Source organism: Streptomyces sp. MUM 2J, from assembly GCF_022414535.1.
In the GTDB taxonomy this organism is placed as follows: Bacteria; Actinomycetota; Actinomycetes; order Streptomycetales; family Streptomycetaceae; genus Streptomyces.
The window spans coordinates 192,962-216,621 of the sequence record NZ_JADWYM010000001.1; the positions used below are offsets into that span (position 1 = coordinate 192,962).

Here is a 23,660-nt window from a genome sequence, read left to right on the forward strand (position 1 = left end):
GCCGACAGGGCGGATGACCCGATGGGCCGGGCGACCGAGCGGGACGGGTGACAGCGGGGGGCGGGTGGCGCAGCGGCCGAGGGCGCCTGCCGCCCGCCCCGCCGTCAGTCCCGCTCCCCGCTGCTGAGGACCACTGCGGCCAGCGCGGTGCGGGAGGTCACCCCGAGCTTGCGGTACGACTTGGCCAGGTGGGCCTCCACCGTGCGCGGGCTCAGGTGGAGTTGCTCGGCCACGTCCCGCGTCCGGGCGCCGGTGGCGACCAGGTCGCAGATCTGCCGTTCCCGGGCGGTGAGGGCGTGCAGGGGGCGTCCCGCCTCTGCGGGGAGGGCGGCGAGCCGGGCGGCCGCCTCCTCCTGGAGCCGCAGCGAACCGGTCCGCATCCCGAGGTCGGCGGCGGACCGCAGCCAGGACTCGCCCTGGTCGGCGCCGGCGGCCGAACCCTGCACGGGTGCGCCGAGGACGAGGGTCCACGCCTGCTGGACCGGCCGGCCCGCGATCCGGAACAGTTCGGCGGCGGAGCCCAGCAGCCCCGCGGCCTGCCGGGTCCTTCCGTTCGCCGCGCACACCAGGCCCAGCGCACGCTGGGCGAAGGCCCGCTGGTCGGGCTGGGCCAGTCGATCCGCCTGGTCGACGGCGCGCTCGGCCCATTCCCGGGCCGCGTCGGCGTCCCGCGTGGCCATCGCCGCGCCGGACAGCAGGGAGAACAGCATCGGGCGCAACGCCGCCTGCATGGCGGGCAGTTCGGGGCCCTCCCCGGCGGTGAGCAGCGTGGTGATGCACTCCTGGGCGCGACCGTCCATCAGCTGCGCCTGCCCGAGCACGCCCGCGGCACTGCGGTGCCACCAGCTGCCGGGTTCGGTGTCGGGGGCCGCCATCGCCCGTTCGGCCAGCGCCACGGCACGGCTCGCGGCCCGCCGGCCGCCCTGCCACACGGCGATGCCGGCCTGCTGTGCGAGGGCCATGCGCAGCATGTCGCCGCTGCCGAGCAGCCGGGCGCACTGCACCGACTCCTCGGTGGCACGGCGGGCGTCCGCGAGCGCGCCCGCCCACAGGTGCAGGCAGCCCAGCCCGAGCTGCAGGTGGAAGAGGACGGGCAGGTGCCCGGCCCGGCGGGTCAGATCGACCCCCCGGCGCAGGTGCCGGGCCGCGTCGGCGGACCGCCCGGTCAGCAACTCGCCCCAGGCGAGCTGGGCCAGGCACTCCGGGTCGCGCATGATGCCGGTGTCCGGCAGGGCGTCGAGGAGCAGCCGGGCCCGGGAAAGGGCGTCGGCCGCGGCGTCGGTCCTTCCCAGGTAGGCGTTGCCGAAGCCGGTGAGGGCACGGGCTCCCGCCTCGGTGAGCCGGTCCCTGCCCTGCACCGCCGTCCGGGTCACGTCCTCCACGGCGGGCAGTGCGTCGAGGAAGGCACCGCGCATCAGCGCGACGGTGCCGAACTCCAGGTGCAGCGGGGCGGTGAGCGGCGTCACGACGCCGCCGGTGTCGGCGAGCGCCTGCCGGAGCAGGGCGTCGGCCTCCGCGTACCGGCCGAGCATGCGTTCCGTGCGGGCGCACAGGGCGACGGTGGCGGGGTCCGGGGCGCGGCCCGCGGTGCTGTCACCGAGCAGGTCGTGCAACAGGGCGCGGCTCTCCGCGGACCGGCCGGAGACGGCCAGCGCGCGCGTCAGTTCCAGGCGGAGACGGTGCCGGCGCGCCGCCGTCGAGGGGGTGTCGGGCAGAGCGCGCAGGGCTGCGCGCAGCCAGTGGGCGGCGGTGGCCGGGGCGCTGTCCCGGGCCTGGACTGCGGCCTGCTCCAGCACGTCGAGCACCCCCGGGTCGCGGTCGCCCGGGCAGTGTTCGGCGTGGCGGGCGCGCTCGGCGGCGGGGGCGCCACGGCGCGTCAGCTCCGCGTAGGCCCGGCAGTGGGCGGCCCGCCGCCACACCGGGTCGGTGTCGGCGTGCACGAGCCGGCGCAGGACGGGGTGGCGGAAGGCGAACAGCGTGTCGCCGTCGAGGGACCGCACGATGTCCCGGGCGGCGAGGGCGGCCACGGCCCGCAGCGTGGTGCCGGAGGGCAGGCCGGCGACCGCCGCCAGCGGCTCCACCGAGAACCGGTCGCCGAGGACCGCCGCCGCCGAGGCGACGCGGCGGTGCTCGGGGGCGAGGACGGCGACCTCGCCGAGCAGCAGGGCGGCGAGCCGGTCCGGGACGCCGTGGCCGGCCGCGCGCGGGGCCGGGATGGCCGGGAGCAGGGTGTCACCACCGGACGGGGTGGCGGGGCCGTCCGGGAGCACGTCGGTGGGCCAAGGGCCGAACGGCGGGGCGAGGGGGATCCCGGCGCTGCCGGCGGACACGGCCGGGCCGGTCGTGTCGAGGCCGCCGGTGGGGGCCGGCGCGTCGGCGGGCCCCCGGGTGAAGGAGGAGCCGGGCCGGGCCAGGGCGATGAGGAAGAGCGGGTTGCCGCCGCTGTCGCGGTGCAGCAGATCCGCGTCCGCCCGGTGCCCGAGCAGCGCGGCCAGGTCGGCGCAGTCCGGGCGGGACAGCGCTCCCACCGGCATGGGTTCGACGGTGCCCGTCTCCTCGCCGTGCGCGAGCGCCGCCAGCAGGCGCGGCGAGGTCTGGCGCGGGCGGTGCACCAGCACCAGCAGGACCGGCCCGGCGGGCTGATGCCGGATCAGATGGCAGATCTGCTGGATCGTCTCCGGGTCGGCCCAGTGCAGGTCGTCCAGGAGGAGCAGCAGGGGCCTCGCACGGGACCAACGGGTCAGCACCTCGCGCAGTCCGGCGTGCAGCCGGAACGCCTCCGGACCGGCGGGGACATCGGCACCGCGGGGTGCTTCGGGGCGGCGAGGGGCGTCCGGGAGGTCGGCCGGGGGGACGGGGCCGGATGACAGCAGTGCGCGCGCCACCTCCGGCGGCACGGCGTCGCGGTCCGTGGCGAGGGCGTCGGCGAGCGTGTCCGCGAGGACCTGGAGGGGCGCGGAGCCGGCCACTAACTCCGAGGCACGGCCGGTCAGGACCCGCACGCCCCGGATGCGGGCGCGCGCGGCCAGTTCGGCGGCGAGGCGGGTCTTGCCGATCCCGGGATCGCCGCCGATGCCGAGGACCTGCCCCCGGCCGGCGCAGAGCATGTCCAACAGGCGCTCAAAACGGGCGAGTTCGTGCGTTCGGCCGATCAATGCGGACGTCTCCGCGATGTGCTCGGGCTGGCTTGCCATGGCGCCGCACTCCTGTCCCCAAGGCGCTGACGAGCCGACAGGCCGTCACGGGCCCGGGCTCGGCCCGACTTCCGGCGCCACTATAGGCACGACATGGACACGGCAGCTTCACACGCCCCGCAACATCTTTACGTACTTTTACGAATGCCCGACGACTCGGCGTTCGGCCTAAATTGCCAGTCCGGGCCGGGTGGTGAACCGCCGGGTCCGGATGACCAACGGGGCTGTGGTACCAGCCCGTTTCCGCCCCCAGGCGGAGGCGGGCCGGTGACTGCCGAGGGGAACGGGGAGGCAGCATGGCATGGCCGGATCTCGACCGACCGGAACATCGTCCGTCGGAACCGGAACATCATCGACCGCACCACGGACGGCCGGGAGCGCATCCGCCGGCCGGGCGTCGGCAGCGGGAACCGGAACGACAGGGGGAACAGGGGGAACAACGGGAACAAGGGGAACAAGGGGAACAAGGGGAAGGGGAGTGGGAAGGGGAACGGAAGCCGGCGAGGACGCAGCAGGGACGAGAGGAACCACAGCGGAGAGCAGCCGTCGGGAGCGGGGGCCCCGCAGGCATGCCGTTGACCGCTGAACGGCCCCACGAGGGCCGCCTGTACGGGCTCCACGCACCCAAGACGGGTGGGCCGCCCGACGATCCCGGGCCGCGGCCCGAACCCCGGGGCGTGGGCCACAACGCGACCCTGGTGGACGTCGCCGGGGCCGAGGAACTGCTGCAGGACGCGATCGCCCGCAACCCCGGCGACGTGCTGTGGATGGGCTCGGTGGGCTGGGACACCTCCTCGCTGCCCGGCCTGCTGCGCCGGATGGTGGCGGAGGACGGGACCGTCTTGGGTCTACGCGCGCTGATCGACCGGAGCTGCGACGTCCCGGCGGTCGCGCCGTGGCTCGCGCGGCCCGGGGGGCCGTTCGGGGTGCGCACCGCCCCGTCCGTCCCGCAGGACCTGCTCGTCGTCGGCCGGCGGCTGGCCGTCGTCTCCGCCGGACGGTGCGGGGACGAGCCGTTGCTGTCGGTCGTGGGCGAGCCGATCGGGGTCCGGATGATCCGCGGCCTGTTCGAGGCCGTATGGGCGGGGGCGCTGCCGCTGGAGCGGCACGACCAGGTCGACGTCCTGGTCCGCGACGACCTGAAACGGGCCATCCTGCATCTGATGGCGGAGGGCGCGAAGGACGAGATGATCGCCCGCCGGCTGGGCGTCTCGCTGCGGACCTGCCGGCGGCACGTCGCCGAGATCCTGGAGAACCTCGGCGCCTCCAGCCGCTTCCAGGCCGGTGCACGTGCCGCACGCCTGGGCATGGTCGCCCCCGGCTCGTTCTGCGCCCCCGGGCACTGACCGGCGGGGGCACGGAGGCGGTCGCGCCGAGTTCGCCGGCACGACCAGGACCAGGCACCGGTCGTGCCGAGTGGCGGCGCCGCTCGGCACGACCGGCCCCTGGCCCGTGCGGGACGGCCCGCACACGCCACGGTCCGGCGGACGGTGAGCCGCTGCCGCCCGGCTCCGTTCGGGGGCGGGTACGGATCGTTCAGGGGAGGGCGTCGCCGGTGAGGAGGAGCAGCAGGGTGGCCAGCCGGGCCTCCTGGGCGGTCCCCGCCCCCAGCCGGTTGAGTGTCATGTGCAGGTGCGAGCCGAGCACGCCGAGGGCCCGTTCCCGGCCGCCGGGGGCCGTGGACCACGTGTCCACCGCCGTGCGCAGTGGCGCGGCCCACTCCTGCCACGGTGGTCCCGGGTCACGCATCAGCCGCCGCAACTCCGGTGCCGCCGCGCGTAGTCGCTCCGCCTGGGTGCGCAGCGCGGCGGGCACCCCGGCGGCGGAGTCCCGCTCCGCGGCGGCGGGACCGGCCGGCTGCCCGCCGTAGCGGTCGTGCGCGGTCAGCCAGGCCGCCCAGCCGTCCCGCACCGCTTCGAGGAACGTCCGTATCTCCGGCCCGGGCAGCGCACCGGCGGCCACCGCGGTCGCCGCCAGCGCCTGGCCGAACACCTGGCGACGGGTGCGGGGTTCCCGGCACGCCCGCAGCGCGAGGGCGCTGGAGCGATGGAAGAGGTCCTCGCTGAGCGGCATCAGTCCGGCGCCGCCGTAGCGCTCGTTCTCGGGGGCGTACGCGGCCCTCACCACTCCCGGCGGCCGCAGGGCACCGGGGTCGAGCGGCCCGGTGCCCTCGCCGGTCCGGGCCAGGGAACCGACCGCGGAGGCGTAGTCGGCCTGCGTCAGCCGCCGTTCGGCGGGGACCTCCGCATCCACGTCGGCCACCGCCCGGTGCAGCAGGTCCTCCACGCCCTGGGCGGCCTCGTCGTCGAGCCCGGCGATGCGCAGGCGCAGATGCGGGCCGCCCTGCCAGTAGCGCACGAAGAACCAGGGGTGGTTCCCGCCGGCCGGGGCGGCCGGGCCGTCCGCACGGCCGTCCGGTGCCGGGGCGGACGCGTACCGGGCGACCGCCGGTGCCACCCCGGCTGCCAGCGCACGGTCCGTCACGTCGGCTCCCCAGGAGGGCAGATGAAGGTGCCAGGTGCGCCACCGCGCGGTGCCGTCCCCGATCGGGTCCGTATCCATGTCGGGTCCTCAGGTCCTCAGGTCCAGCATCGGTTCGGCGAACCGGGAGCGTCCGCACACGGTGATGAAGACGGGAAGGGTCCGCCGCGGCAGCCCGGCCAGCCGCTGCACCCGGAACTCGTCGTACGACCGGGCCGGCCGCGCGTACAGTCCCCGTGCCGCGGCGGCGAGCTGGAGTCCGTGGGCGGTCCATCCGCACCACAGGTTCAGCAGCGACCAGGCCACCGGTCCGAGGTCGTCCAGCAGGGCCCGCACGTCCACCGCGCACGTCCACACCATGGACGCGTGCCGCAGCCCGCAGTCCGTGCCCGGGGACATCGGATAGCCGAACGCCTCCTGGAGCAGCGTCATCACCCGCGGGTCGTGGCGGACCGGCTGCACCTCGCCGTCGACGACCTCGTAGTAGCCCGGTTCCCGCCCGCCCACGCCCTGCAACGCCACCAGCAGCCGCACCCGCCGGCCCACCTCGGCCAGGGCGTCCGTGGGCGCCGGCACCCGGGCCCAGGCGACCGCCTCCCGCAGCGCCTCCTCGGGCAGCCGGGCCGGGCGGCCGGAGAACCCGGACAGCCGCCCCGGGACCCGCCCGGCGGTGCGGTTCCACAGCACCCGGTCCCAGGTCGGCCCCGGCCGCGCCGACGTGCCGTCCGCGCCGGACGCACCGCCCTGCGGTGCGCCGGGAACGGCCGGTGTGGTGCGGGCGGTCCCCTCGGCGGCGCTGTCGCCGCCGGACGGCGCCTGCGTCGCCGAGGGCGGTGCGGACGCCGTGAGCCGGTAGCCGGCGACCTCGTCCGCCTCGTCGAGGGAGGGGTGACCGGAGGCGCCGGCGAGCAGCCCGTCGAGCGCCGCGTACGCGCCGGGCCCGGGGGCGCCGCCGGGCAGTGGGCTCCCCCCGGCGGGCGGCTCCACGTCCCGCAGTGCCACGCGCACCGGGGCCGACCAGCGCCCCGGACCGGTCGCCCGCACCATGCGGGCGCAGGCGGCGGCGTCCGCGTCGTCCAGGACGAGTTCGGCGCGCACGCCGAACAGTTCGGCCGCCACCAGCAGGCCGCGGACGGTGATGCCGGTCTCCAGGTCGCCGAGGGCCGCGCGGAGCCGGCCGTAGGGCGTGGGCAGGTCGGTGTACCGGGCGGCCAGCACCACGTCCAGGTCTCCGCGCGGAACGGGCAGTGCCGCGTACGGGACCGCCAGGTCGACGAGGGCGTGCCGGTAGGGGTCCAGGTAGGCGGCGCCGTGCCGGGAGAGGGTGAACGCGTGCACCGGGAACTTGCTGCGCACCGAGGCCACGGGGCGGTGGTCGTTGAAGCGGTTGGACGGCTCGCGGCGCTGCAGGCCGAGCGCCGCCAGCAGCAGATGACCGGCCCGGTCGGCGGCGGCGTGGGCGCCGACGCGGCCGTGCGGGTGGACCGCGCCGTGGAGCAGGTCGGCGGTGCCGTGCGGCAGCGGTGCGCCGAGGCCGCCTCGGGCCGCGGCGGGCGGGAGCAGTGCGGTCGTGGGGACGGTGTCGTCGATCTCGATCGGCCCCCCGAACAGGGCCTTGCCTGGCCCCTGGCGGTAGGCGAAGCGGTGGACGGCCTCGACGGTCAACTCGGCTCCTGAGAAGTGGGGTGGGGGAGGGCCGCCCCGGCGGGCGGTGGACCGGCCCGGTGGGCGGACGGCGGCGGGGGACGCATCGCGACGGGGGCCGTGCGGGGCGGGCCCGGGCGGACGCCTCCCGGGTGGGACGGGGACGGACGGCCCTGGTGCGGGAGAGGCCCCGCGTGGGCCGGGTCCGGGACGGGCGGGGTGGTCATGGGAACGGGTGCGGGTCGAGGCCGTCCACGGGGGAGCCGGACGTGTCGCGGGGCCCGCCCGGCCGGGGCGGCGCCGTCACCGCCGAGACGTCGGTGCCGCGCGGCAGCTCGGCCCCGTCCTCCGGCACGGGCGCCGGCCGCGTGTCCGGTAGGCCGCCGAGCAGGCGGCGCAACCCGGTGAACCGCTGGTGCACCTGGCCGAAGCACATCGGCACGATGCCCGGGACCACCGCCTTGACCACGGCCAGACCCGCGTCGGAGTGCTCCGGTGTCGTCTGGTCCACCAGCAGCACGTCCGCCAGTCCGGCGGCCTCGTACAGCTCCGCGAGGAAGCCGAGACCGCGGGTCACGTCTCCGCGGGCGGCACGGGCGTAGACCCCCGGCCAGCCGGGGAAGGCGTCCGCGAGGGGCAGGACCGGACCGCCCAGCACCTCGGTCACCCGCGGCAGCAGGCGCGGATCGGCGTTGCGCCGCGGATGGTCCATCAGGTCGTCGACCAGGCACCGGTCGGCGATCATCGGCTCGATCGCCACCGGGTCCCACGTCAGGCCCGTCTCGGTGAGCTGGGCCAGCTCCCACAGGGCCGCCCGGACCGCGGCCTCCGGATCCGGGCTGCCGCCCGCCGTGCTGAACGCGGCCGGCAGAGCGCCGTCCTGGCGCAGCGCCAGCGCCCACACCACGGGTACCGCGATGTCGGCCGTGGCGGCCAGCAGGCGCACCTCGAAGCCCCGGGCCCGCGCCATGTGCAGCAGCAGCCGGCTCTGCGGGTCCCGCACCGTGGCGGGGTCGATCTCGGGCAGCGGGCGCCGGCGGTGCCAGGCCAGCAGGAAGGCGTCGCGCTCGGCCAGCTCCAGCAGCGAGTGCAGGGCGGCCTCCTCGTACGACGAGCCCAGCGCGCAGCCACTCGACGACTCCAGGACGTGGTTCAGGCGCCGGTCGCCCGGCTCTCGCGGCGGATACCGGTACTGGTAGAAGCCTGCGTCCGCGGGCACCAGCAGCGGGTGGCCGTCGCGCAGCCGGTGCGCCCACACCCAGTCCATGCGCGTGCCGGCGTCCCAGGGACGGACCCGGGACAGTGGATGCGCCAGCTGGGCGTCGGTGTAACCACCCAACCGGGCCGGGTCCAGGGCCCGTTCGCCGAGTTCGGACAGGCTGCGGCCGATGACGGGCGCGGCCCCGTGCGGGTAGCCGGCCATCCGCTCGTACGCCTCCAGATAGGCGACCGCCTCCGCCTCGCCGTACGTGCGGGCCCGGCCGTGCCCGGCGGGTGAGCCGCCCAGCAGCCGCACCTCGGACATGGCGAACGGCACGTGCGCGTCACGGCTGACCCGCACCGCCGGGCCGAAGCCGGAGTCGGCGAGGGCCTCCCGCATCCGGTCCGCGTCCATGCCGAACGGGGCCCCGGCCCGGGTCGGCACCGGCGACGGGCTGGGCCTGGGCAGCAGTCGCGGCGCCGACGGCGGACGGGACGCGTCCCCGGGAGCGCCGGGCGTCCCGCACACCGGGCAGCGGTAGGTACGCCGCAGCCGGTGACGGCGGACCGATCCGTCCGCGCGCAGGACCACCAGCTCGCCCGGCGCCAGGGGTGCCGCCGCGACCACGGCGCCGTACACCTCGGCGGCGTGCCGCAGCCACGGCGGTCTGGGGGGCACCGGACGCCGACCGCCCGCCGGGGCCGGAACGGGACCGGCGGATGCGGGCGAAGCGGCACCGGCCGGTGCGGTGGGTGTGCCCGGTCCGGCCACGGCGGGCAGCCGCGGAGGGGCCGGCGGGGCCGTGGGCGGCACGGCGGCTCTGGACTCGGCTGCGAACCGCAGGAGTTCCTCGCCCTCGGGGCGGTGGCGGTGCGACCGCCGGGTGACCAGGCAGCCGGCGCACGCGGGAGGCACTCCCTCCTCCCCCGCGGCCCCGGGCGGCAGCCACAACGGGCCGACGAGGACGCTCCCGGTGTCGACGCGCACCGACAGCAGGCCGGCCCCCCGCGCGCGGGCGGTGGACAGGGCCGACTGTTCCCAGGTCCGGTCGTAGGCGCCGCTGACGGCGACCACGCCCACTCCGGGGTGGTGCGCCCAGCCGCTCCAGTCCCAGCCCTCCGGGGCGCCCGGACCGGCCAGCACCTCGGCGACCGCGCCGGGTACCGGACCGCTCCCGGGGTGATCGGCCGCCGTGGCGCTCCCGTCGGCCCCGGCCTCCAGGCCGTCGGTGGGCCCTGCCGGGGCGGCCGCCGCCTGCCGGACCGGTCCCGCAGCGGCGTTCATCGCCGCTCCAGGAGTCCGCAGGGCAGCGGCAGCCGGGGCAGCACACCGTCGTCGACCAGCCGGTGCGCGACGAGCGCGCCCGGCAGCGCCGCACCCCTGCGCGCGAGGGCCGCGGCCCGCGGCGGTGCGAGCGAGTGCAGCACCCAGGTCCCGGGCGGGTCGTCGTGACCGTCCGGCCGGGTTCGCCCGGACTGGACCCGGGCGCAGGACTCGACCAGCGCCGCGTGCACGGCGGACTCCCGCCCGGGACCCCACTGGCGGCCCAGCACGGCACCGTCGCCGTCCCGCACGGCGGTCGCCACCCACCAGCCGAGCGTTTCGACCGGCCTGAGGTCCAGCCGTACGGGTTGCTCGAAGTGGTCGAGCAGGGTGCCCCACAGGGCCCGCACCTCGTGGTGGGCGACGGAGTCCCAGTCCACCGCGCGCGCACCGGGCGCGTACGGGTGCGGAACCGGCGTGAGCCGCAGCAGGCCGTCCAGCAGCCACTGGTGCTCGGTGACGCCCGCGCAGGCGACCGGGCCGCCGGGAGCCGCGGCCTGCGCCCCGGCCACGACGGTGCGCAGGCCGGCGAGGAGTGCCTGCACTCCGGCGACGGCCCTGCTGGGGCCCCAGCCCGACGTGGTGCGCTCGGAGTCGACCCAGCGCGCGGAGGCCACGGAGACCGGTACCTGCTCCACGTCCAGATCGCGTTCGAACCGTGCCGGGCCCGTCCACCGGGCGGTCAGCGGCGCCGAGTCCGCGTAGGCGCCGGTCGGGTCGGGGGCGGCTGCCCGGCCGTCCGCGAGGTCGGCCAGCAGCGCGGCGACGTCGACACGCTGCCACCGGCCCGCGACGCCTGCGCCGACTCCCGGAACTCCCCCCGCCGGTTCCCTCCCGGTGCCGCCCGGCTCCCCCTCACCGGAACCGGAGGCGGCCCGTGCCACGGCCGTCGGCCGGGCAGCGTGCGGTGCGGTGGCGGACGCGCCGGGGGCGGAGGCTGTCGAGGCGATGGCCTCGTCCTCCGCCGGTCCCGCCGAGCCGTCCCCGGCCGGTCCGGTCAAGGGGATGCGTCGCGACTCCAGGGCGTGTCCCCACACCAGGGTCAGATGGGGTGCGGTGTCGTACGAGGGGGGTGCGGCGTCCGGGGCGTGCCCGGAGACCTGGTCGGCCGCGGGGCCGGCCGGGCCGGTGCCCGAGCCGTCCGCCGGGTCCGTACCGATGCCCGTGAGGACCTCGACGCAGGCGCGGGCGGCCAGGGCACCGGCCAGCACGGCGCTCATCGGGCGCGGCGTCCAGCCGTCCGGTTCGAGCGCGGCCCAGGACGCGGCCCGCTCCAGAGCCGCCTGCGGGTCCGCGGCAGGGCCGCGGGGACCGGGGGCGGCCACGGCGGCCAGATCGGTCCGGGCCACCACGACCACGCAGGGGTGCCCCGCGGCGGACGCGGTGCGCCAGACCTCGGTCTCGTCGGGGCCGCCGGGCCGGTCCACATCGGCGACCAGCACGGTGACGTCGGGCCCGTGCCCGGGCACGGGCTCCCCGGCGCCGGGTTCTCCGGCGCCGGGGCCCCCGGCGTACTCTGGTGCGGGAGCGTCCGGCAGGAGCCGGACCCGCTCCACCGCGTGGGCGGCGAGACCCCGCAGCAGGGCCGGGACCGCCGGTCCGGAGCCGCGCACCTCGACGGTGGCCGAACGCAGCGCGGCGAGGACCCCGTAGGGGTCGTCGCTGTGGTCCTCCAGGAACGCCAGGACGTCGGCGTACCGTTCGGCGGTGTCCGGGTCGGGCTCGGGGGTCTCCAGGGCGTCCAGGTCCAGCAGCACCCCCTGGTCCAGCAGGGTGCGCAGGATGTGCGCAAGGACCGGGCGGGCCTGCTCGGTGCCGTCGGCCGCGACCAGGTCGTCCAGGCAGGTGCCGTCCGACAGCGGGCCGAGGTGCCGGTCGAGGAGGGCGAACAGCGCGGGCGGTCCGCCCAGGACGAACGACCGCCGGGAGTGCGAGATGTGCACGCCCCGGGCCACGGGTGCCAGATGGGCGCCGGAGCGCAGCTTCACCCGGGTACGGGGGCCCGGACGGGCCTGAGCCGCTCCGCCCGCGGTCCGGCCGTGTGACGTCTCCGGGGCCGCGGTGCCCTCCGTACGCGGCGTGGCGGAGGGGGCGGTGGACGCGGTCATCGGGCGTCCCCCTCGGTCCGTGCGGTCGCCTCCGGCCGGGTGGGGGTACCGCCGGACGGTTCCGGGGGCGGGCCGGCCGCGTCCCCGGCGGGCAGGTCGTACTCGACCGCCCACTCCACCGCGTGCCGCCCGGGCCGGACGCCGGGCAGGGCCTCCTCCAGGTAGCCGGGGCTGCGCCGGTCCAGCAGCCGGGGCAGCACCCGTGCCGTCAACGCGCTGCCCAGGTCCAGGTACTGCGGCTTGTCGCGGCGCCGGGCCTGCACGTAGGCGCGCACGCCGTCGTCGCCCTCGCGGGACGGCAGGCCGCCCAGCGGGGTCTTGGCGACGACCTCCTCGGGCACGTCGTGCGCGGCGCGCCAGTCGGTCAGCGCGATCAGGTGCTCCGCCTCACCGAGGGCGCCGGCCTCCGCGGGGAAGTCGTCCCCGGGGTACCAGCGGCGGCGCCCCAGCACCACCTGACCGGCCGTCAGCCGGGGCAGGGCCATGGTGCGTCCGGCGGGCTCGCCGGCCCGCAGCCGGCGGGCGCGGACGCCGGCCAGCGGGTCCAGGGTGACGCGCCCGCTGTCGGCCAGCCACATGGCGATGCGCAGCGGCGCCGGCAGCAGCTCCGACCACTTCATGCCGCAGGTGACCGGGACCACCGTGCGCCCGTCGCGGTCGGTCAGGGAGAGGGTGTCGGTGGCGGGGTCGTGGTCGAGGCGGAGGCCCGCCCAGTCCTCCGGGGTGAGGGTGTCGGGCAGCAGGGGGATCCGGTGGTTGATGTTCGCGTTGTGCAGGCCGCGGTCCTCCAGCACCGTGCCGCCCGCGCTGCCGAACTGGCGCAGCACCCGCGCGGCGGTGCGGTCGGCCGTGTCGCCGCCGAGGTCCCGGTCCGGGCCCAGGAAGCGGCTGCCGAGCAGGTTCCGGCCGCCGTAGCAGTCGTTGAGCACGAGCCGCCCGTCGGCGGGCTGCACCAGCAGTGCGTACGAGGCCGCCCGGCGGCGGAAGAACGCGGGCATCCGGTCGGCGAACGCGGCCAACGCGGCCGGGTCGAGGGCCGCCTCGGGTGCGTCCCCGGCCGCGTCGACGGCCAGCAGTACGTGGCCCACCGCCTCCGAGCGCAGCGCCAGCAGGTCGGCGAGGGCGCCGTCGGGCGGCCCGAAGTCCTCGGCGGTGGCGGCGCTCAGCGCGGTCTCACGCCGGTAGACCATGGTCACCAGGTCGTCGGCGGCGTCCAGCAGATCGACGCGGGCGCCCGGCCCGTAGCGGTCGGCGAAGGCCGTGCCGAGCAGGGCACGCACCTCGTGGTGCCGGTCGAAGACGGAGAGGAACGAGGTGACGTCGGCCAGGTCGGCCAGGGCCGGACCGTATCCCTCGTCGGTGACCTGGGCGGGCGGCAGCACGAGGTCCTCGTTGACGTGCAGCCGGGCCGGCCTGAGCGAGCGGGCGTTGAGGTCGGCCTCGGCGCGGCGCAGCCGGGTCAGTGCGGCCACCCGTCCGCTGACACCGCCGGACGTCAGGTCGCGCAGCGCGCGTTCCGTCTCGTCCAGGACGGGCAGCGCGTCCGGGTCCTGCCGCCGCAGGACGGCGCGGGCCGCGGGCAGGGGGTCGGCGAGCTGCTCGTCGAGGGCGGGACCGGGCCGCAGGATGCCCGCGGCGAGCGCCTGCGCGAGGAACCCGGCAGTGCGGGCGGGCGGCAGGCCGAGCCGTGCGGTCAGTTCCGCCGCGAGCACGTCGGTGCGGATCGGGCCCAGGGCGGTGAGGGCCAGCAGGACCGACAGCGGGCGGGTGAGCGAGGCGCTGACCAGTTTCACGCCGGAGGCGAGGCGGCGCACGAAACGTACCTGGGAGTCGTCGGCACGCAGGCTGCGGTTGCTCTCGACGACGGCGGGCAGCCCGGCGGCGGCCCGCTCGGTGTCCCAGGGCCGCTCACCGGTGCCGGTCACCACGGCGCCGAACAGCGCGCGGTCCAGGGAGACGAACGCGCGGGCCGACCGGCGGTCGAAGTCTCCGGCGTCCAGCCGCTGCCCCTGCGGGGACCAGTGGGCGAAGCCGACCGCCGTGAACCGGGACAGCGGGCTGGTGCGCACCATGGCCCGGGTCAGGTGCTGGAGGATGCCGCGCTCGGACTTGCGCAGCCGGGCGGAGGGGGCGGCGAAGCCGGAGCGGTAGCGCCGGACGGCGTCCAGGACCTGCGGCGAGTTCAGCGCCAGGGAGAGCTGGAACGGTTCGGCGGCGCACAGTTCGGCCAGTACGGCCCGCTCGTGGGCGACCAGTTCGCCGTGTCCCGCGGTCAGCGCGGCCCGTGCGAGCAGCGACCGCTGCCGTGCGTCGAGCCAGGCGGCGACCGCGGGCGGCCAGTCGCCGGACATCAGCGCGGGAGCGGGGTCCCGCTGGTTGTGGATGTCCCGGCGCAGTTGCAGGGCGCGGTGCCGGTCCCTGCCGGTGGCCCGGCCCGCCACGTCGTACAGCTCGTCGCAGGCCTGGTCGGCGACCTTCGCGGCGTCGGTCCCGGCGGCGGCCAGCGCCCGCAGGGCGACGGTGAGGCCGGGGGCGCCCAGGCGGCGGCCGGGCAGGGGGTTGACCCGCATCAGCAGGGTGTCGGCGAGGACCGGCCGGCCCGCACGGGCGGGTTCCGCCGGCTGCGGCGGGGAGGTCGGCTCGACGGAGGTGTCGACGGACATGGCGGGCGGTCACCTTCCTGTGCGGGCCCGGCGGACGGGCGGGCGGGCCCGGGGTTTCACTGCGGGGGCGGCGGACGGAGCCGGTACGGCCGGCGGGGCCGGCCCCGGCCGGGCGGCGGCTCCGTCCGGGCGGCGGCTCCGTCCGGGTGCGGGGACGCGGTCGCCGGGCGGGGCGACGACCGGGAGGACCGGACCGACGGCCGGACAGGTGGCCACCGGGGCGGCCGTCCCGGGTCCCGCACGGCCGGTTCCGCGGGTCGGCGGCCGGGTCCGCCCGGCCGGGGCGCCCGGCGGGCCGGGTCCACGGAGCCCGGCCCGCCGGGGTACCGCCGCGGTGGTCACGGGGCCCTACGGGGAAGGGGTCCCGCGACCTCCGCGGCGGTGGTCTCACACGGTGGCGGCCGCCGGCTCGGCCGGGGCACCGCCCAGGAGCGGCATCACCTCGGACGCGAACAGCTCCAGGCTGCGGAAGGCCTCCGCACCGCCCAGCCCGCCGAAGTCGGTCTGCCACAGCAGCACGTCGGCGGCCAGCCGCTCCTGGAACCGGCCGATCTGCTCCGCCACGTGCGCGGGGGAGCCGACGAAGGCGGTGCCCGAGGAGCGCAGGTCCTTCGCGGTGAGAGTGCGGGCGATCCGGTTGAAGCCGGTGTAGCCCTGGTAGTCGCTGGAGGTGGTGTCGTCCCAGCGGGTCAGCGCGGAGGTCCACACCTTCAGGTAGCGGTCCAGATGGATGTCGGCGATGCGGCGGGCCTCCTGGTCGGTCTCCGCCACGAACAGCGGCAGGCTGGCCGCGACCCGGGGTGCCGCCCCGGCGCCGTGGGCGCGGGCGAAGCTCTCCCGGTAGGAGCCGACCAGAGCATCGTCGAAGGAGGTGCCGGAGGGCGTGATGAGCAGTCCGTGCCCCAGCTCTCCGATGCGTACGAAGCTCTCCGGGGACCGTACCGCGGCGACCCAGAACGGCGGTCGCGGCGCTTGCGTGGGCCGCGGCAGCACGGTGGCGTCCCGGAACGAGAAGAACGGGGTGTCGAGCGTGACACCCTCCTCGGTGAGCAGCCGGCCGACGGCGTCGACGGTGGCCTCGAACCGGGCGCGGCTGCCGTCCATGGGCACCCCGAGCGCCTCGAACTCGTAGGGCAGGTAGGCGCGGGCGAAGCCGATCTCCAGCCGGCCGTCACTGATGGCGTCCACCATGGCGATGCGGGACGCCAGGTCGATGGGGTGGTGGAAGACCGGCAGCACGCAGCCGGTCATCAGCCGGACGGAACGGGTCTGCGCGGCCACCGCGGACAGGAACGCCAGCGGGCTGGGGCAGTAGCCGCCGTAGGGGTGCAGGTAGTGCTCGGTCATCTTGACGTAGTGCATGCCGGACTCGTCGGCGATCCGGGACATGCGCAGCACGTCGCGGAAGTACTCGGTGGCGGGCTTGGCGTCCGGTGCGGAGTCGGGAAGGAAGGACACGCCGAAGCGCATGGTGGTCTCCAAAAGGGGTGTCTCGGCCCGGCGGTGGGCGGCGGTGGCACCGCACGGGCGCCGGGCCCGCCGCCGGACGCCTCGCGGTGGCGGGTCCGATGGCGGTGCGGGCGGGATCGGGTGGGCCCGCGCGGCGGGCCCGGGACACGGGCGGGCCGGTCACCAAAGCGGGCGCGGGAGGCGTGCCGTACGGTGCCGGGGCGGGCGGGGACGGCACGGTGTACGGGTGTGGGGCGGGCCGGGGCGTGCGGGCCCCCGTCAGGCCGGCAGGCCCCGGCCCCGAGGCCGGGCCGCCCCCGGGGCCCGGCGGCACGGTGGTGGCGTGGCCTCTTGCGACGTCCGGGAGCTCATGGGCTGGGCACCGGTGGCCGGGCGGCGGCCTCGACGGCGGTGCGCACCTGCTCCGGGAGCTCCCGCTCGGCGAAGCCGGACATGCGCTCCAGCCAGGTCTCGCCCAGCAGTTCGTCGGCGGCCTCGCTCACCCCGTAGCACAGGTAGTAGCGCCGCAACGGGCTGACGCCCAGGCAGGTGAGGGCCGAGTAGAGCGTGTTGAGGACGAGGCGGTGGGCGGTCTGCCAGTACGGCTCGCTCACGGTGATGCCGCTGTGGTGGGCCGCGGTGTGGAAGGCGTTGGGCACCGGCCGGTCGTCGGTGGGGGCCGTGGCCGACCCCAGGGCGCCCAGTGTCTCGTCGGTGATCAGGCCCGTCGCGGTGAACGCCTCGGCGACTCCCCGGCAGCGGGCGAACGCCGCGGCCCAGTGCGCCAGCACGGACATGCCGGGCGGAGCCGCGGCAGAGCCGGTGGACGCCGGTTCCTGAGGGGCCGCGAAGGCCGACGGCGCCGGAGGGAGGGTGGCGGACAACGGCTCCTCGGCGACGGCGGCGGCGAAGAACTCCCGGTCCCTCGCGTACCGTTCGCGAAAGGCACTCCGCAGGTCGGTGCGCCCGCCGACCGCCGACATGACGCCCTCGGCGTGCGAACGGTAGGGCAGCGTGCCCACACCCAGCCCGTACGGGTGGCCGCGGGCGAGCAGCGCGAGCACCCGCGTCACCAGGCGCAGGACGTCCGTGCCGTCCGCGCCGGTACCCTCCGCGCCGTCCGCCGGCCCGGTCCCGCGCTCCGGGGCCGGGGCACCGGGCACGGCTCCCACGCTGTGCAGCAGCGGGGACAGCAGATGGGACGACAGCTGGTCGCGGGCGTCGGCCAGGGCGGGCGTCCAGCCCGGCGGCGGTTCGGTCTCCTCGTCGACCTCCACCACGCCCTGGGCGCGCAGCGGCGGATGGGGCGGCGGGACGTTCTCCCAGCGGCCCAGTTCCGCGGCCCGCACCCGGTAGGCCGCCTCGTCGGGGGCGGTCGCGGGCAACGACCGGGCGGCCCGGCCGGCGAGTTCCGCGAAGTCGTCCAGAAGCAGGGTGTTGCTGGCCAGGGGGCGCAGTGTGATCCGCAGATGGGAGCCTCCCAGCCAGCCGCGGCGCACATGCGCCAGCGGCACCCACTGCTGTGCCGTCAGCTCCCGGAGCGGACCGGCCAGCAGGCGCAGCAGCGGCAGCGGGTCCGTCGAGTGGTCGTGGACCCGTACGATGCGGGTCCGTCCGGGCAGATCCACGCGAGCCTCCTCCGGAAGGGGCGCGGGGGAACCCTGGTGGACCGTGGTCCCCCCGCCGTGATGAGCGGTATTCGAGCCGGCCGGCGGCCGGCACACACATGAGCCCGGGCTGAGGACCGGGCCGCGAGCGCCGTCAGTGCCGGACGGTCAGCAGCAGCAGCACGACGAGGACGAGGAGATGGAGGCGGCGTCCAGCGCGGCGCCGTCGACCACGTCCTCCGCGTCGTCCACGAACTCCGCGTTGTTGATGATGATCGACGCGCCCATCTCGGGCAGCGCCACCGCGTCGTTCACGTCGAGGACCTGCAGGTCCTCCAGGTCGAAGGCGGCGAACTCGGTCGCGGTCTGGCTCATGTCGCATGTTCCCTTCGTGGGTGTTTGTCGGACTCGCCCGCAGGGTGAGCGGGACGTGTCCGCGAGGTCGCTCCGGCCGGCACGGTCCAGGTGCGTCAGGTGCCGTCCGGACGGGCGGGCCGCCGGGGACGTGCGGCCGGCGGTACGTCGGAGACGGCCCGCCGGCCGGCACGGGCCGACCGGAGCGGTGCTCATCGTGGGCGACCGCGTCACGCCGCAACAAGGCCTGCCGGGCGGCAGCAAACTGCGGATCACCGGCCGGATCTGCAGCTTGGTGCCAGGCCGCTCCCGGGCGCCCCGAACCGCTGGACGCGGGCCGCCGACGTGGGCATCGTCGGTCCGCGTACCGGGCGCCGCCCGACCCGGCCGTCGTGCCCGAACGCCGTGGCCGGTGGCCGGGAGAGGCGGCCCGCGGCGCAGCCCGCAGGCACCGGTCCGCGTTGCCGTCCATCGTCCGCGGGTCCGCACCACCGCCCGTACCACCGCACCTCCGCGCCGCCCCCTGTGTCCGGCGGTGGCGGGGCGCGCGCCACCACGCGCGGCGACGGAGCGGCGCGGATCCGGGACGACGCGCGAACCGGCGGACGCCGGCCGGCGGCGGGCCACGCCACGGGGTGCCGCCCGGTGCCACCGGGCGGCTCGGGGCCGCCTCCGGGCGCCGACCAACAGGGAAGGGAGCACGATGACCGAGGGCCACACGATCAGTCCACGGCCGAACGGCCGTGCCGGGCGCGGAACGGGGACACCCGCATGATCGCCGCGCGAGGGCTGGAGCGCACCTTCCCGGGCAGGCACGGTGCTGTGGAAGCGGTCCGCGGGGTGGATCTGGACGTCGCCGAGGGCGAGGTGCTGGGTCTGCTGGGCCGCAACGGCGCCGGGAAGACCACCACCGTGCGGATGCTGACGACACTGCTGGACCCGACCGCCGGGACGGCCAGGGTCGCAGGCCACGACGTGGTCACCGAGCGCCGCGAGGTACGGCGGCGGATCGGACTGGTCGGGCAGGGCGGCGCCGCGGGCAGCGAGCACCGGGTGGTGGACGAACTGCGCACCCAGGCACGGCTGCACGGCCTGGGGCGCCGCGAGGCCGCCGAGCGCGCCGCGCAGCTGTGCGCGGACTTCGGTCTGGAGGGTCTGGAGCACCGGCTGGCCAAGACCCTCTCGGGCGGGCAGCGGCGCAGACTGGACATCGCCCTGGGCCTGGTGTCCCGGCCCCGGGTGCTCTTCCTCGACGAGCCGACCGCCGGTCTGGACCCGCACAGCCGGGCCGCCGTGTGGGAGCACGTGCGCTCGCTGCGCACCGAACACGGCGTGACGGTCTTCCTCACCACCCACTACCTGGACGAGGCCGACCAGATCTGCGACCGGATCACCGTCGTCGACGAGGGCCGTGTGATCGCCGACGACACCCCGGAGGCACTCAAGGACGCCACCGCCGGGGACACCGTGGTCATCGCCACCCGGCAGGTCGCCGAGGCCGCCGTCGCCGTCGGTCGTGCCGTGCCCGGGGGCCGGGTGGACAAGGCCGCCGACGCGGTGCAGGTGCGGGTCGTCGAGGCGCGCCGCCGGCTCGCCGACATGCTGCGGGAGCTGGACCACGCGGGCGTGGACGTCGAGTCGGTCCTCGTGAAACGGCCGTCCCTGGACGACGTGTTCCTCAGCCTGACCGGGCGTTCGATGCACGCGCAGCAAACCCGGCACAAGCAGCAGGGACAGCCGGGAGACGACGGGCAGCGGGAACAGCACGAGCAGCGGGAACCGCAAGGGCGGCGCGGGGAGGGCGAAACGCCCTGCACGGCGTCCGAGACCGCCCCCGCCTCCGCCCCCGCCCCTGACGCCGGGGCCGCCACGGCCGCCGGCCCACCCGCACCCGGCACGGCCGCCCGCCCAAAGCCCGCGGCGAGCGCCGCGTCCCCCGCCGTGGCCGGCGCGGCGGCCCGACCGGCGGCGAGCGGGACCGCCACGGCCACCCCCCGGGAGGACCAGTGACCCCCCAGCCTGTCAACGACGCCCTCGCGGTGTTCCAGCGCTCCCTGCGCTACACCGTCCGCAACCCCGCCTGGGTCGCCGTGGGTCTCATCCAGCCCACCCTGTACCTGGTGTTCTTCGGGCCGCTGCTGCTCAAGCTGTCCGAGGGGCCCGGCTTCGACCACGCCGACTCCTGGAGCGTCTTCGTCCCCGGGCTCCTCGTCCAGCAGGCCATGTTCAGCTGCATCTTCGTCGGCATCGGCATCCTCAACGAGCGGCGCGCCGGTGTCCTGGACCGCATGCGGGTCAGCCCCGCCCACAAGACCGCCCTGCTGGCCGGCCGGGTCGCCCGGGACGTCGTCGTCCTGCTGGTGCAGGCGAGCGTGCTGGTGCTGGGCGCGGTCGCCGTCGGGCTGCGCGCCTCCCTGCCCGGCGTGCTGCTGGCCGTCCTGCTCGTCGGGGTCCTCGCCGCCGGCATGTCCTCGCTGTCGTACGGGCTCGCCCTCCGCATGGGCCAGGAGGAGGCCTACAGCGGCGTGCTCAACGCCGTGACCCTGCCGGTACTGCTGCTTTCGGGGATCCTGCTGCCCATGTCGCTGGCCCCCACGTGGCTGGCCTGGTTGTCCCGGATCAACCCGCTCACCCACGTCGTGACCGCCGAACGCCATCTGTTCGCGGGCGACCTCGACAGCACCCGGGTGCTCCTCGGCGCCGGGCTGGCCGTCCTGCTGGTGCTGTTCGCCGGACGGTTCGGCATCCGCGCGATGCAGGACACGGCGCGATGAGCGCCCCGGCCGCTCCGGCGCGGCCCGCGGCCGAGCGCGGTGTGCCGCGCCGCCTGCGTCTGGACAACGGTCTGCGCGTCGTGATCACCGAGGACCACGACGCGCCCGCCGTGGCGGTCGCCGTCACCTACGACGTCGGGTTCCGCTCCGAACCCGAGGGACACAGCGGCTTCGCCCACCTCTTCGAGCACCTCATGTTCGAGGGCAGCGAACATGTCGGACGCGGCCTGCACGCCCGCCTCGTGCAGGCCGCCGGCGGCATCTTCAACGGCACCACCCACCGCGACCACACCGCGTACTACCAGGTGGTGCCGGCCGAAGCCCTGGAACGGGTGCTGTTCCTGGAGGCCGACCGGATGCGCGCGCCCCGCATCACCGAGGAGACCCTCGCCCACCAGATCGCAGTGGTCGGCGAGGAGGTGCGCCGCAACATCACCGGCCGTCCCTACGGCGGTTTCCCCTGGGTGCAGTTGCCCCCCGCCGTCTTCACCACCTTCGCCAACACCCACAACGGGTACGGCGACCTGGCCGACCTCCGGGCGAGCGGCCCCGACGACCTCGCTGCCTTCTTCGACGCCTACTACGCCCCCGGCAACGCGGTGCTCACCGTGGTCGGCGCCGTCGACGCCGACCGCTGCGCCAAGTCCATAGCCCGTCACTTCGGCCCGTTGCCCGCCCGTCCCGTCCCACCGCGCGCCCGGTTCGGCGAGCCGGAGCCGACCGCGGACCGGATCGACGTCCACGACGTGCCGGGGCTGCCGCTGCCCGCCCTCGCCCTGGGCCTGCGCCTGCCCGACCCGGTCGGCGACTTCGACGGCTACCGGGCCGCCACCGTGCTCGGGGCGCTGCTCGGCGACGGCGAGACGTCCCTGCTGCACCGCACCGTCGTCCGCGAACGCCGGCTCGCCACGTTCGTGCACGCCGGTGCCGGGCTGACCGGGGTGCCCTGGGAGGTTCGCGACCCGGACGTGTTCGTGATCCGCGCCATGACCCCCGCCGAGCACACCGCCGAGGCCGTGGCCGACGCCGCCTTCGAGGCCCTGGAACGGCTCGCCGACAAGGGCCCCGACCCGGCCGCACTCACCCGTGCCGCCGCCCGGCTGGCCACCGAGCAGTACCTGACCCTGGACCGGCTCGGCTCCCGCGCCCGCGCCCACGGCCGCTTCGAGCTCCACCACGGGGACGCCGCCCTCGCCGACCGGCTCCCCGAACGCCTGTTGCGGACCACGCCCCGGCAGATAGCCGACGCCGCGACCGCGCTGGCCGGCCGGCACCGCCGCGGCGTGCTGCTGCGCCCGGCGCCCACCCACGGAGGCCGAGGATGACCACCGCCGCCACGTCCGGGACCACCCCGCCCGCTCCCCCGCGCGCCGGAACCGGCCGTCCGCCCGCCGGGCTTCCCCCGCTCGGCACCCCGCTCCCCGTGCGGCCGCCGGAGGCCGTGACCCGCACCGCGGCGAACGGCCTCAGGGTGATCGCCGTGCGGCGGCCCGCCGTGCCGCTCGCCGAACTGCGGCTGCACGTCCCCTTCGACGGCGGGCCCGCCGAATGCGGCGCCACCGCCGAGGTGCTGGCCGCCACCCTGCTCGGCGGAACCGCCGGGCCGTCCGCCCTCGACCGGACCGCTGTCGACGACCGCGTCGCCGACGCCGGCGGGCGGCTCTCGGTGCGCGTCGACCCGGAGGGCCTGGAGGTGTCCGGCACCGCTCTCGACGACGGGCTGCCCGGGCTGCTCGACGTCCTGGGCCGCTGCCTGGCCGCCCCGGCGCTCGACCCGTCCGACGTCATCGCCGAACGCGCCCGCCTGCTGCGCCGTATCGAGGTGGCCCGCAGCGCACCCCGCCACCTCGTCCGCGAGGCGCTGCTGCTGCGTGCCTTCGGCGACCATCCGATCACCCGTGAGACCCCTCGGGCCGACCTGGTGGCCGCCGTGGAGCCCGGTGCCGTCGCCCGCCTGGCCGCGGACCGTGTGGTGCCGCGCGGATCGGTTCTGGCCGTCGTCGGCAGCGGCGACCCCGAGGCGACCGCCGATCTCGTCTGCGGGGCGCTCGCGGGCTGGCGCGCCGGCCGTCCCGCCACCGGGCCCACCGCGCCGCCCCCGCTGCGCACCGGCCCCGTGACCGTGGTGGCCCGCCCCGGCGCCCGCCAGGCGCAGATCCGGCTCGCCGCGGACGCGCCGCCGCGCACCGACCCCGGCTACGAGGCCCTGGTCGTCGCCAACATGGTGTTCGGCGGCTTCTTCTCCTCCCGGCTCGTCGGTGAACTGCGCGAACGGCACGGCTGGACCTACCAGGCGCAGTCCCGCCTGTCGGAGCACGCCGGCCGACGGGCCTCGCTGCTCGTGGAGTTCGACACCGACCCGGACACCGCGGGCGCGGCCCTGCGGGCGACGCACGAGCAGCTGGCGGCTGTGGCCGGCGCGGTGCCGCCGACCGCGGAGGAGGTACTCGCGGCCCGGTCCCACGCGGCCGGCCTCACCGCACTGTCGCTGTCGGGGCGACGCGGCCTGGCCCGCCTGCTCGTCGCCCTCGACCGGGCCGGGCTCGACCACCACTGGCTGCCGGGCCATCTGCACCGGCTGCGCACCGTCGACCCCGACGCGGTCCGCGACGCCGCCCGCCGCCTCGCCCCCGACCGCTTCACCGGCGTGGTGTCCGGCGACCCGGCCGTCTTGGAGCCCCGGCTCGCCGCGCTCCCCCCGGGATGGTCCCCGGCTCACTGATCTCGGCCGAACCGTGCGGGGCCGCCTCGCCGGGCGGCCCCGCACGTGCGCGGAGGACGCCCGGTGCCGGGCGCACGACGGATCCTGGGGGCGGCCACGAGGGGATCCGCCCCGTCGGCGCGGCGGCACCGGTGGCGGGG

At 77.0% G+C, this 23,660-nt stretch carries 15 protein-coding genes; 6 read left to right on the forward strand and 9 right to left on the reverse strand.

Going from position 1 to position 23,660, the window contains the following annotated elements; translation table 11 throughout:
* Window positions 1–104: 104 nt before the first annotated feature.
* Window positions 105–3,194, reverse strand: a complete 3,090-nt coding sequence (locus I3F54_RS31970; protein WP_275675550.1) for a helix-turn-helix transcriptional regulator — start codon at window positions 3,192–3,194, stop codon at window positions 105–107.
* Between the two features lie 267 nt (window positions 3,195–3,461).
* On the opposite strand from I3F54_RS31970, the gene I3F54_RS00780 reads away from it, so the two are divergent.
* Both I3F54_RS00780 and I3F54_RS32280 read left to right on the forward strand, forming a co-directional pair.
* Window positions 3,462–3,773, forward strand: a complete 312-nt coding sequence (locus tag I3F54_RS00780; protein WP_240116498.1) for a hypothetical protein — start codon at window positions 3,462–3,464, stop codon at window positions 3,771–3,773.
* A 98-nt stretch (window positions 3,774–3,871) separates the two neighbouring features.
* Complete coding sequence (locus I3F54_RS32280; RefSeq protein WP_240116499.1) at window positions 3,872–4,540, forward strand: helix-turn-helix transcriptional regulator; 669 nt, start codon at window positions 3,872–3,874, stop codon at window positions 4,538–4,540.
* Window positions 4,541–4,730: 190 nt separating this feature from the next.
* Here I3F54_RS32280 and I3F54_RS00790 read toward each other — a convergent pair whose 3' ends face one another.
* The 8 genes from I3F54_RS00790 to I3F54_RS00825 form a co-directional block, all read right to left on the reverse strand.
* Window positions 4,731–5,756: a thiopeptide-type bacteriocin biosynthesis protein gene (locus tag I3F54_RS00790; protein WP_240116500.1), complete on the reverse strand. Its 1,026-nt coding sequence runs from the start codon at window positions 5,754–5,756 to the stop codon at window positions 4,731–4,733.
* Window positions 5,757–5,765: 9 nt separating this feature from the next.
* Entirely contained in the window at window positions 5,766–7,340 is a 1,575-nt protein-coding gene (locus tag I3F54_RS00795; protein WP_240116502.1) for a hypothetical protein, read from the reverse strand.
* A gap of 202 nt (window positions 7,341–7,542) precedes the next feature.
* Window positions 7,543–9,804 carry a YcaO-like family protein gene (locus tag I3F54_RS00800; RefSeq protein WP_240116504.1) on the reverse strand — a complete coding sequence of 754 codons (2,262 nt, stop codon included), beginning with the start codon at window positions 9,802–9,804 and terminating at the stop codon, window positions 7,543–7,545.
* On the reverse strand, window positions 9,801–11,951 hold the full coding sequence (locus tag I3F54_RS00805; RefSeq protein ID WP_240116505.1) for a hypothetical protein: 2,151 nt from the start codon (window positions 11,949–11,951) through the stop codon (window positions 9,801–9,803). The genes I3F54_RS00800 and I3F54_RS00805 overlap by 4 nt, the downstream gene beginning before the upstream one ends.
* Window positions 11,948–14,614, reverse strand: a complete 2,667-nt coding sequence (locus I3F54_RS00810; RefSeq protein WP_240116506.1) for a lantibiotic dehydratase family protein — start codon at window positions 14,612–14,614, stop codon at window positions 11,948–11,950. The genes I3F54_RS00805 and I3F54_RS00810 overlap by 4 nt, the downstream gene beginning before the upstream one ends.
* A 387-nt stretch (window positions 14,615–15,001) precedes the next feature.
* Window positions 15,002–16,084 carry an LLM class flavin-dependent oxidoreductase gene (locus I3F54_RS00815; RefSeq protein ID WP_240116507.1) on the reverse strand — a complete coding sequence of 361 codons (1,083 nt, stop codon included), beginning with the start codon at window positions 16,082–16,084 and terminating at the stop codon, window positions 15,002–15,004.
* Window positions 16,085–16,431: 347 nt separating this feature from the next.
* Window positions 16,432–17,691 (reverse strand): hypothetical protein, encoded by a 1,260-nt coding sequence (locus I3F54_RS00820; protein ID WP_240116509.1) that lies wholly within the window; start codon window positions 17,689–17,691, stop codon window positions 16,432–16,434.
* A gap of 147 nt (window positions 17,692–17,838) precedes the next feature.
* Window positions 17,839–18,045 (reverse strand): thiopeptide-type bacteriocin, encoded by a 207-nt coding sequence (locus I3F54_RS00825; protein ID WP_240116510.1) that lies wholly within the window; start codon window positions 18,043–18,045, stop codon window positions 17,839–17,841.
* A 750-nt stretch (window positions 18,046–18,795) separates the two neighbouring features.
* On the opposite strand from I3F54_RS00825, the gene I3F54_RS00830 reads away from it, so the two are divergent.
* From I3F54_RS00830 to I3F54_RS00845, 4 genes are read left to right on the forward strand one after another with little or no spacing between them, the layout of a single operon-like run.
* Window positions 18,796–20,034 (forward strand): ATP-binding cassette domain-containing protein, encoded by a 1,239-nt coding sequence (locus tag I3F54_RS00830; protein ID WP_240116511.1) that lies wholly within the window; start codon window positions 18,796–18,798, stop codon window positions 20,032–20,034.
* Entirely contained in the window at window positions 20,031–20,798 is a 768-nt protein-coding gene (locus I3F54_RS00835; RefSeq protein WP_240116513.1) for an ABC transporter permease, read from the forward strand. Before I3F54_RS00830 ends, I3F54_RS00835 begins: the two co-directional genes overlap by 4 nt.
* A complete protein-coding gene (locus tag I3F54_RS00840; RefSeq protein WP_240116515.1) occupies window positions 20,795–22,123 on the forward strand; it encodes a pitrilysin family protein in 1,329 nt (442 codons plus the stop codon). The genes I3F54_RS00835 and I3F54_RS00840 overlap by 4 nt, the downstream gene beginning before the upstream one ends.
* The gene (locus I3F54_RS00845) at window positions 22,120–23,520 is read left to right on the forward strand and encodes a pitrilysin family protein (RefSeq protein ID WP_240116518.1); all 1,401 of its coding nucleotides are present in this window, start codon (window positions 22,120–22,122) and stop codon (window positions 23,518–23,520) included. The genes I3F54_RS00840 and I3F54_RS00845 overlap by 4 nt, the downstream gene beginning before the upstream one ends.
* The last annotated feature ends 140 nt before the right edge of the window (window positions 23,521–23,660 follow it).

Excerpts from the sequence above, each read along its gene's own strand:
- I3F54_RS31970 (WP_275675550.1), bottom strand. The coding sequence starts at position 3,194 with ATGGCAAGCCAGCCCGAGCACATCGCGGAGACGTCCGCATTGATCGGC.
- I3F54_RS00840 (WP_240116515.1), top strand. The coding sequence starts at position 20,795 with ATGAGCGCCCCGGCCGCTCCGGCGCGGCCCGCGGCCGAGCGCGGTGTG.
- I3F54_RS00805 (WP_240116505.1), bottom strand. The coding sequence starts at position 11,951 with ATGACCGCGTCCACCGCCCCCTCCGCCACGCCGCGTACGGAGGGCACC.
- I3F54_RS00825 (WP_240116510.1), bottom strand. The coding sequence starts at position 18,045 with ATGAGCCAGACCGCGACCGAGTTCGCCGCCTTCGACCTGGAGGACCTG.
- I3F54_RS00810 (WP_240116506.1), bottom strand. The coding sequence starts at position 14,614 with ATGTCCGTCGACACCTCCGTCGAGCCGACCTCCCCGCCGCAGCCGGCG.
- I3F54_RS00830 (WP_240116511.1), top strand. The coding sequence starts at position 18,796 with ATGATCGCCGCGCGAGGGCTGGAGCGCACCTTCCCGGGCAGGCACGGT.
- I3F54_RS00800 (WP_240116504.1), bottom strand. The coding sequence starts at position 9,804 with ATGAACGCCGCTGCGGGACCGGTCCGGCAGGCGGCGGCCGCCCCGGCA.
- I3F54_RS00815 (WP_240116507.1), bottom strand. The coding sequence starts at position 16,084 with ATGCGCTTCGGCGTGTCCTTCCTTCCCGACTCCGCACCGGACGCCAAG.
- I3F54_RS00790 (WP_240116500.1), bottom strand. The coding sequence starts at position 5,756 with ATGGATACGGACCCGATCGGGGACGGCACCGCGCGGTGGCGCACCTGG.
- I3F54_RS00845 (WP_240116518.1), top strand. The coding sequence starts at position 22,120 with ATGACCACCGCCGCCACGTCCGGGACCACCCCGCCCGCTCCCCCGCGC.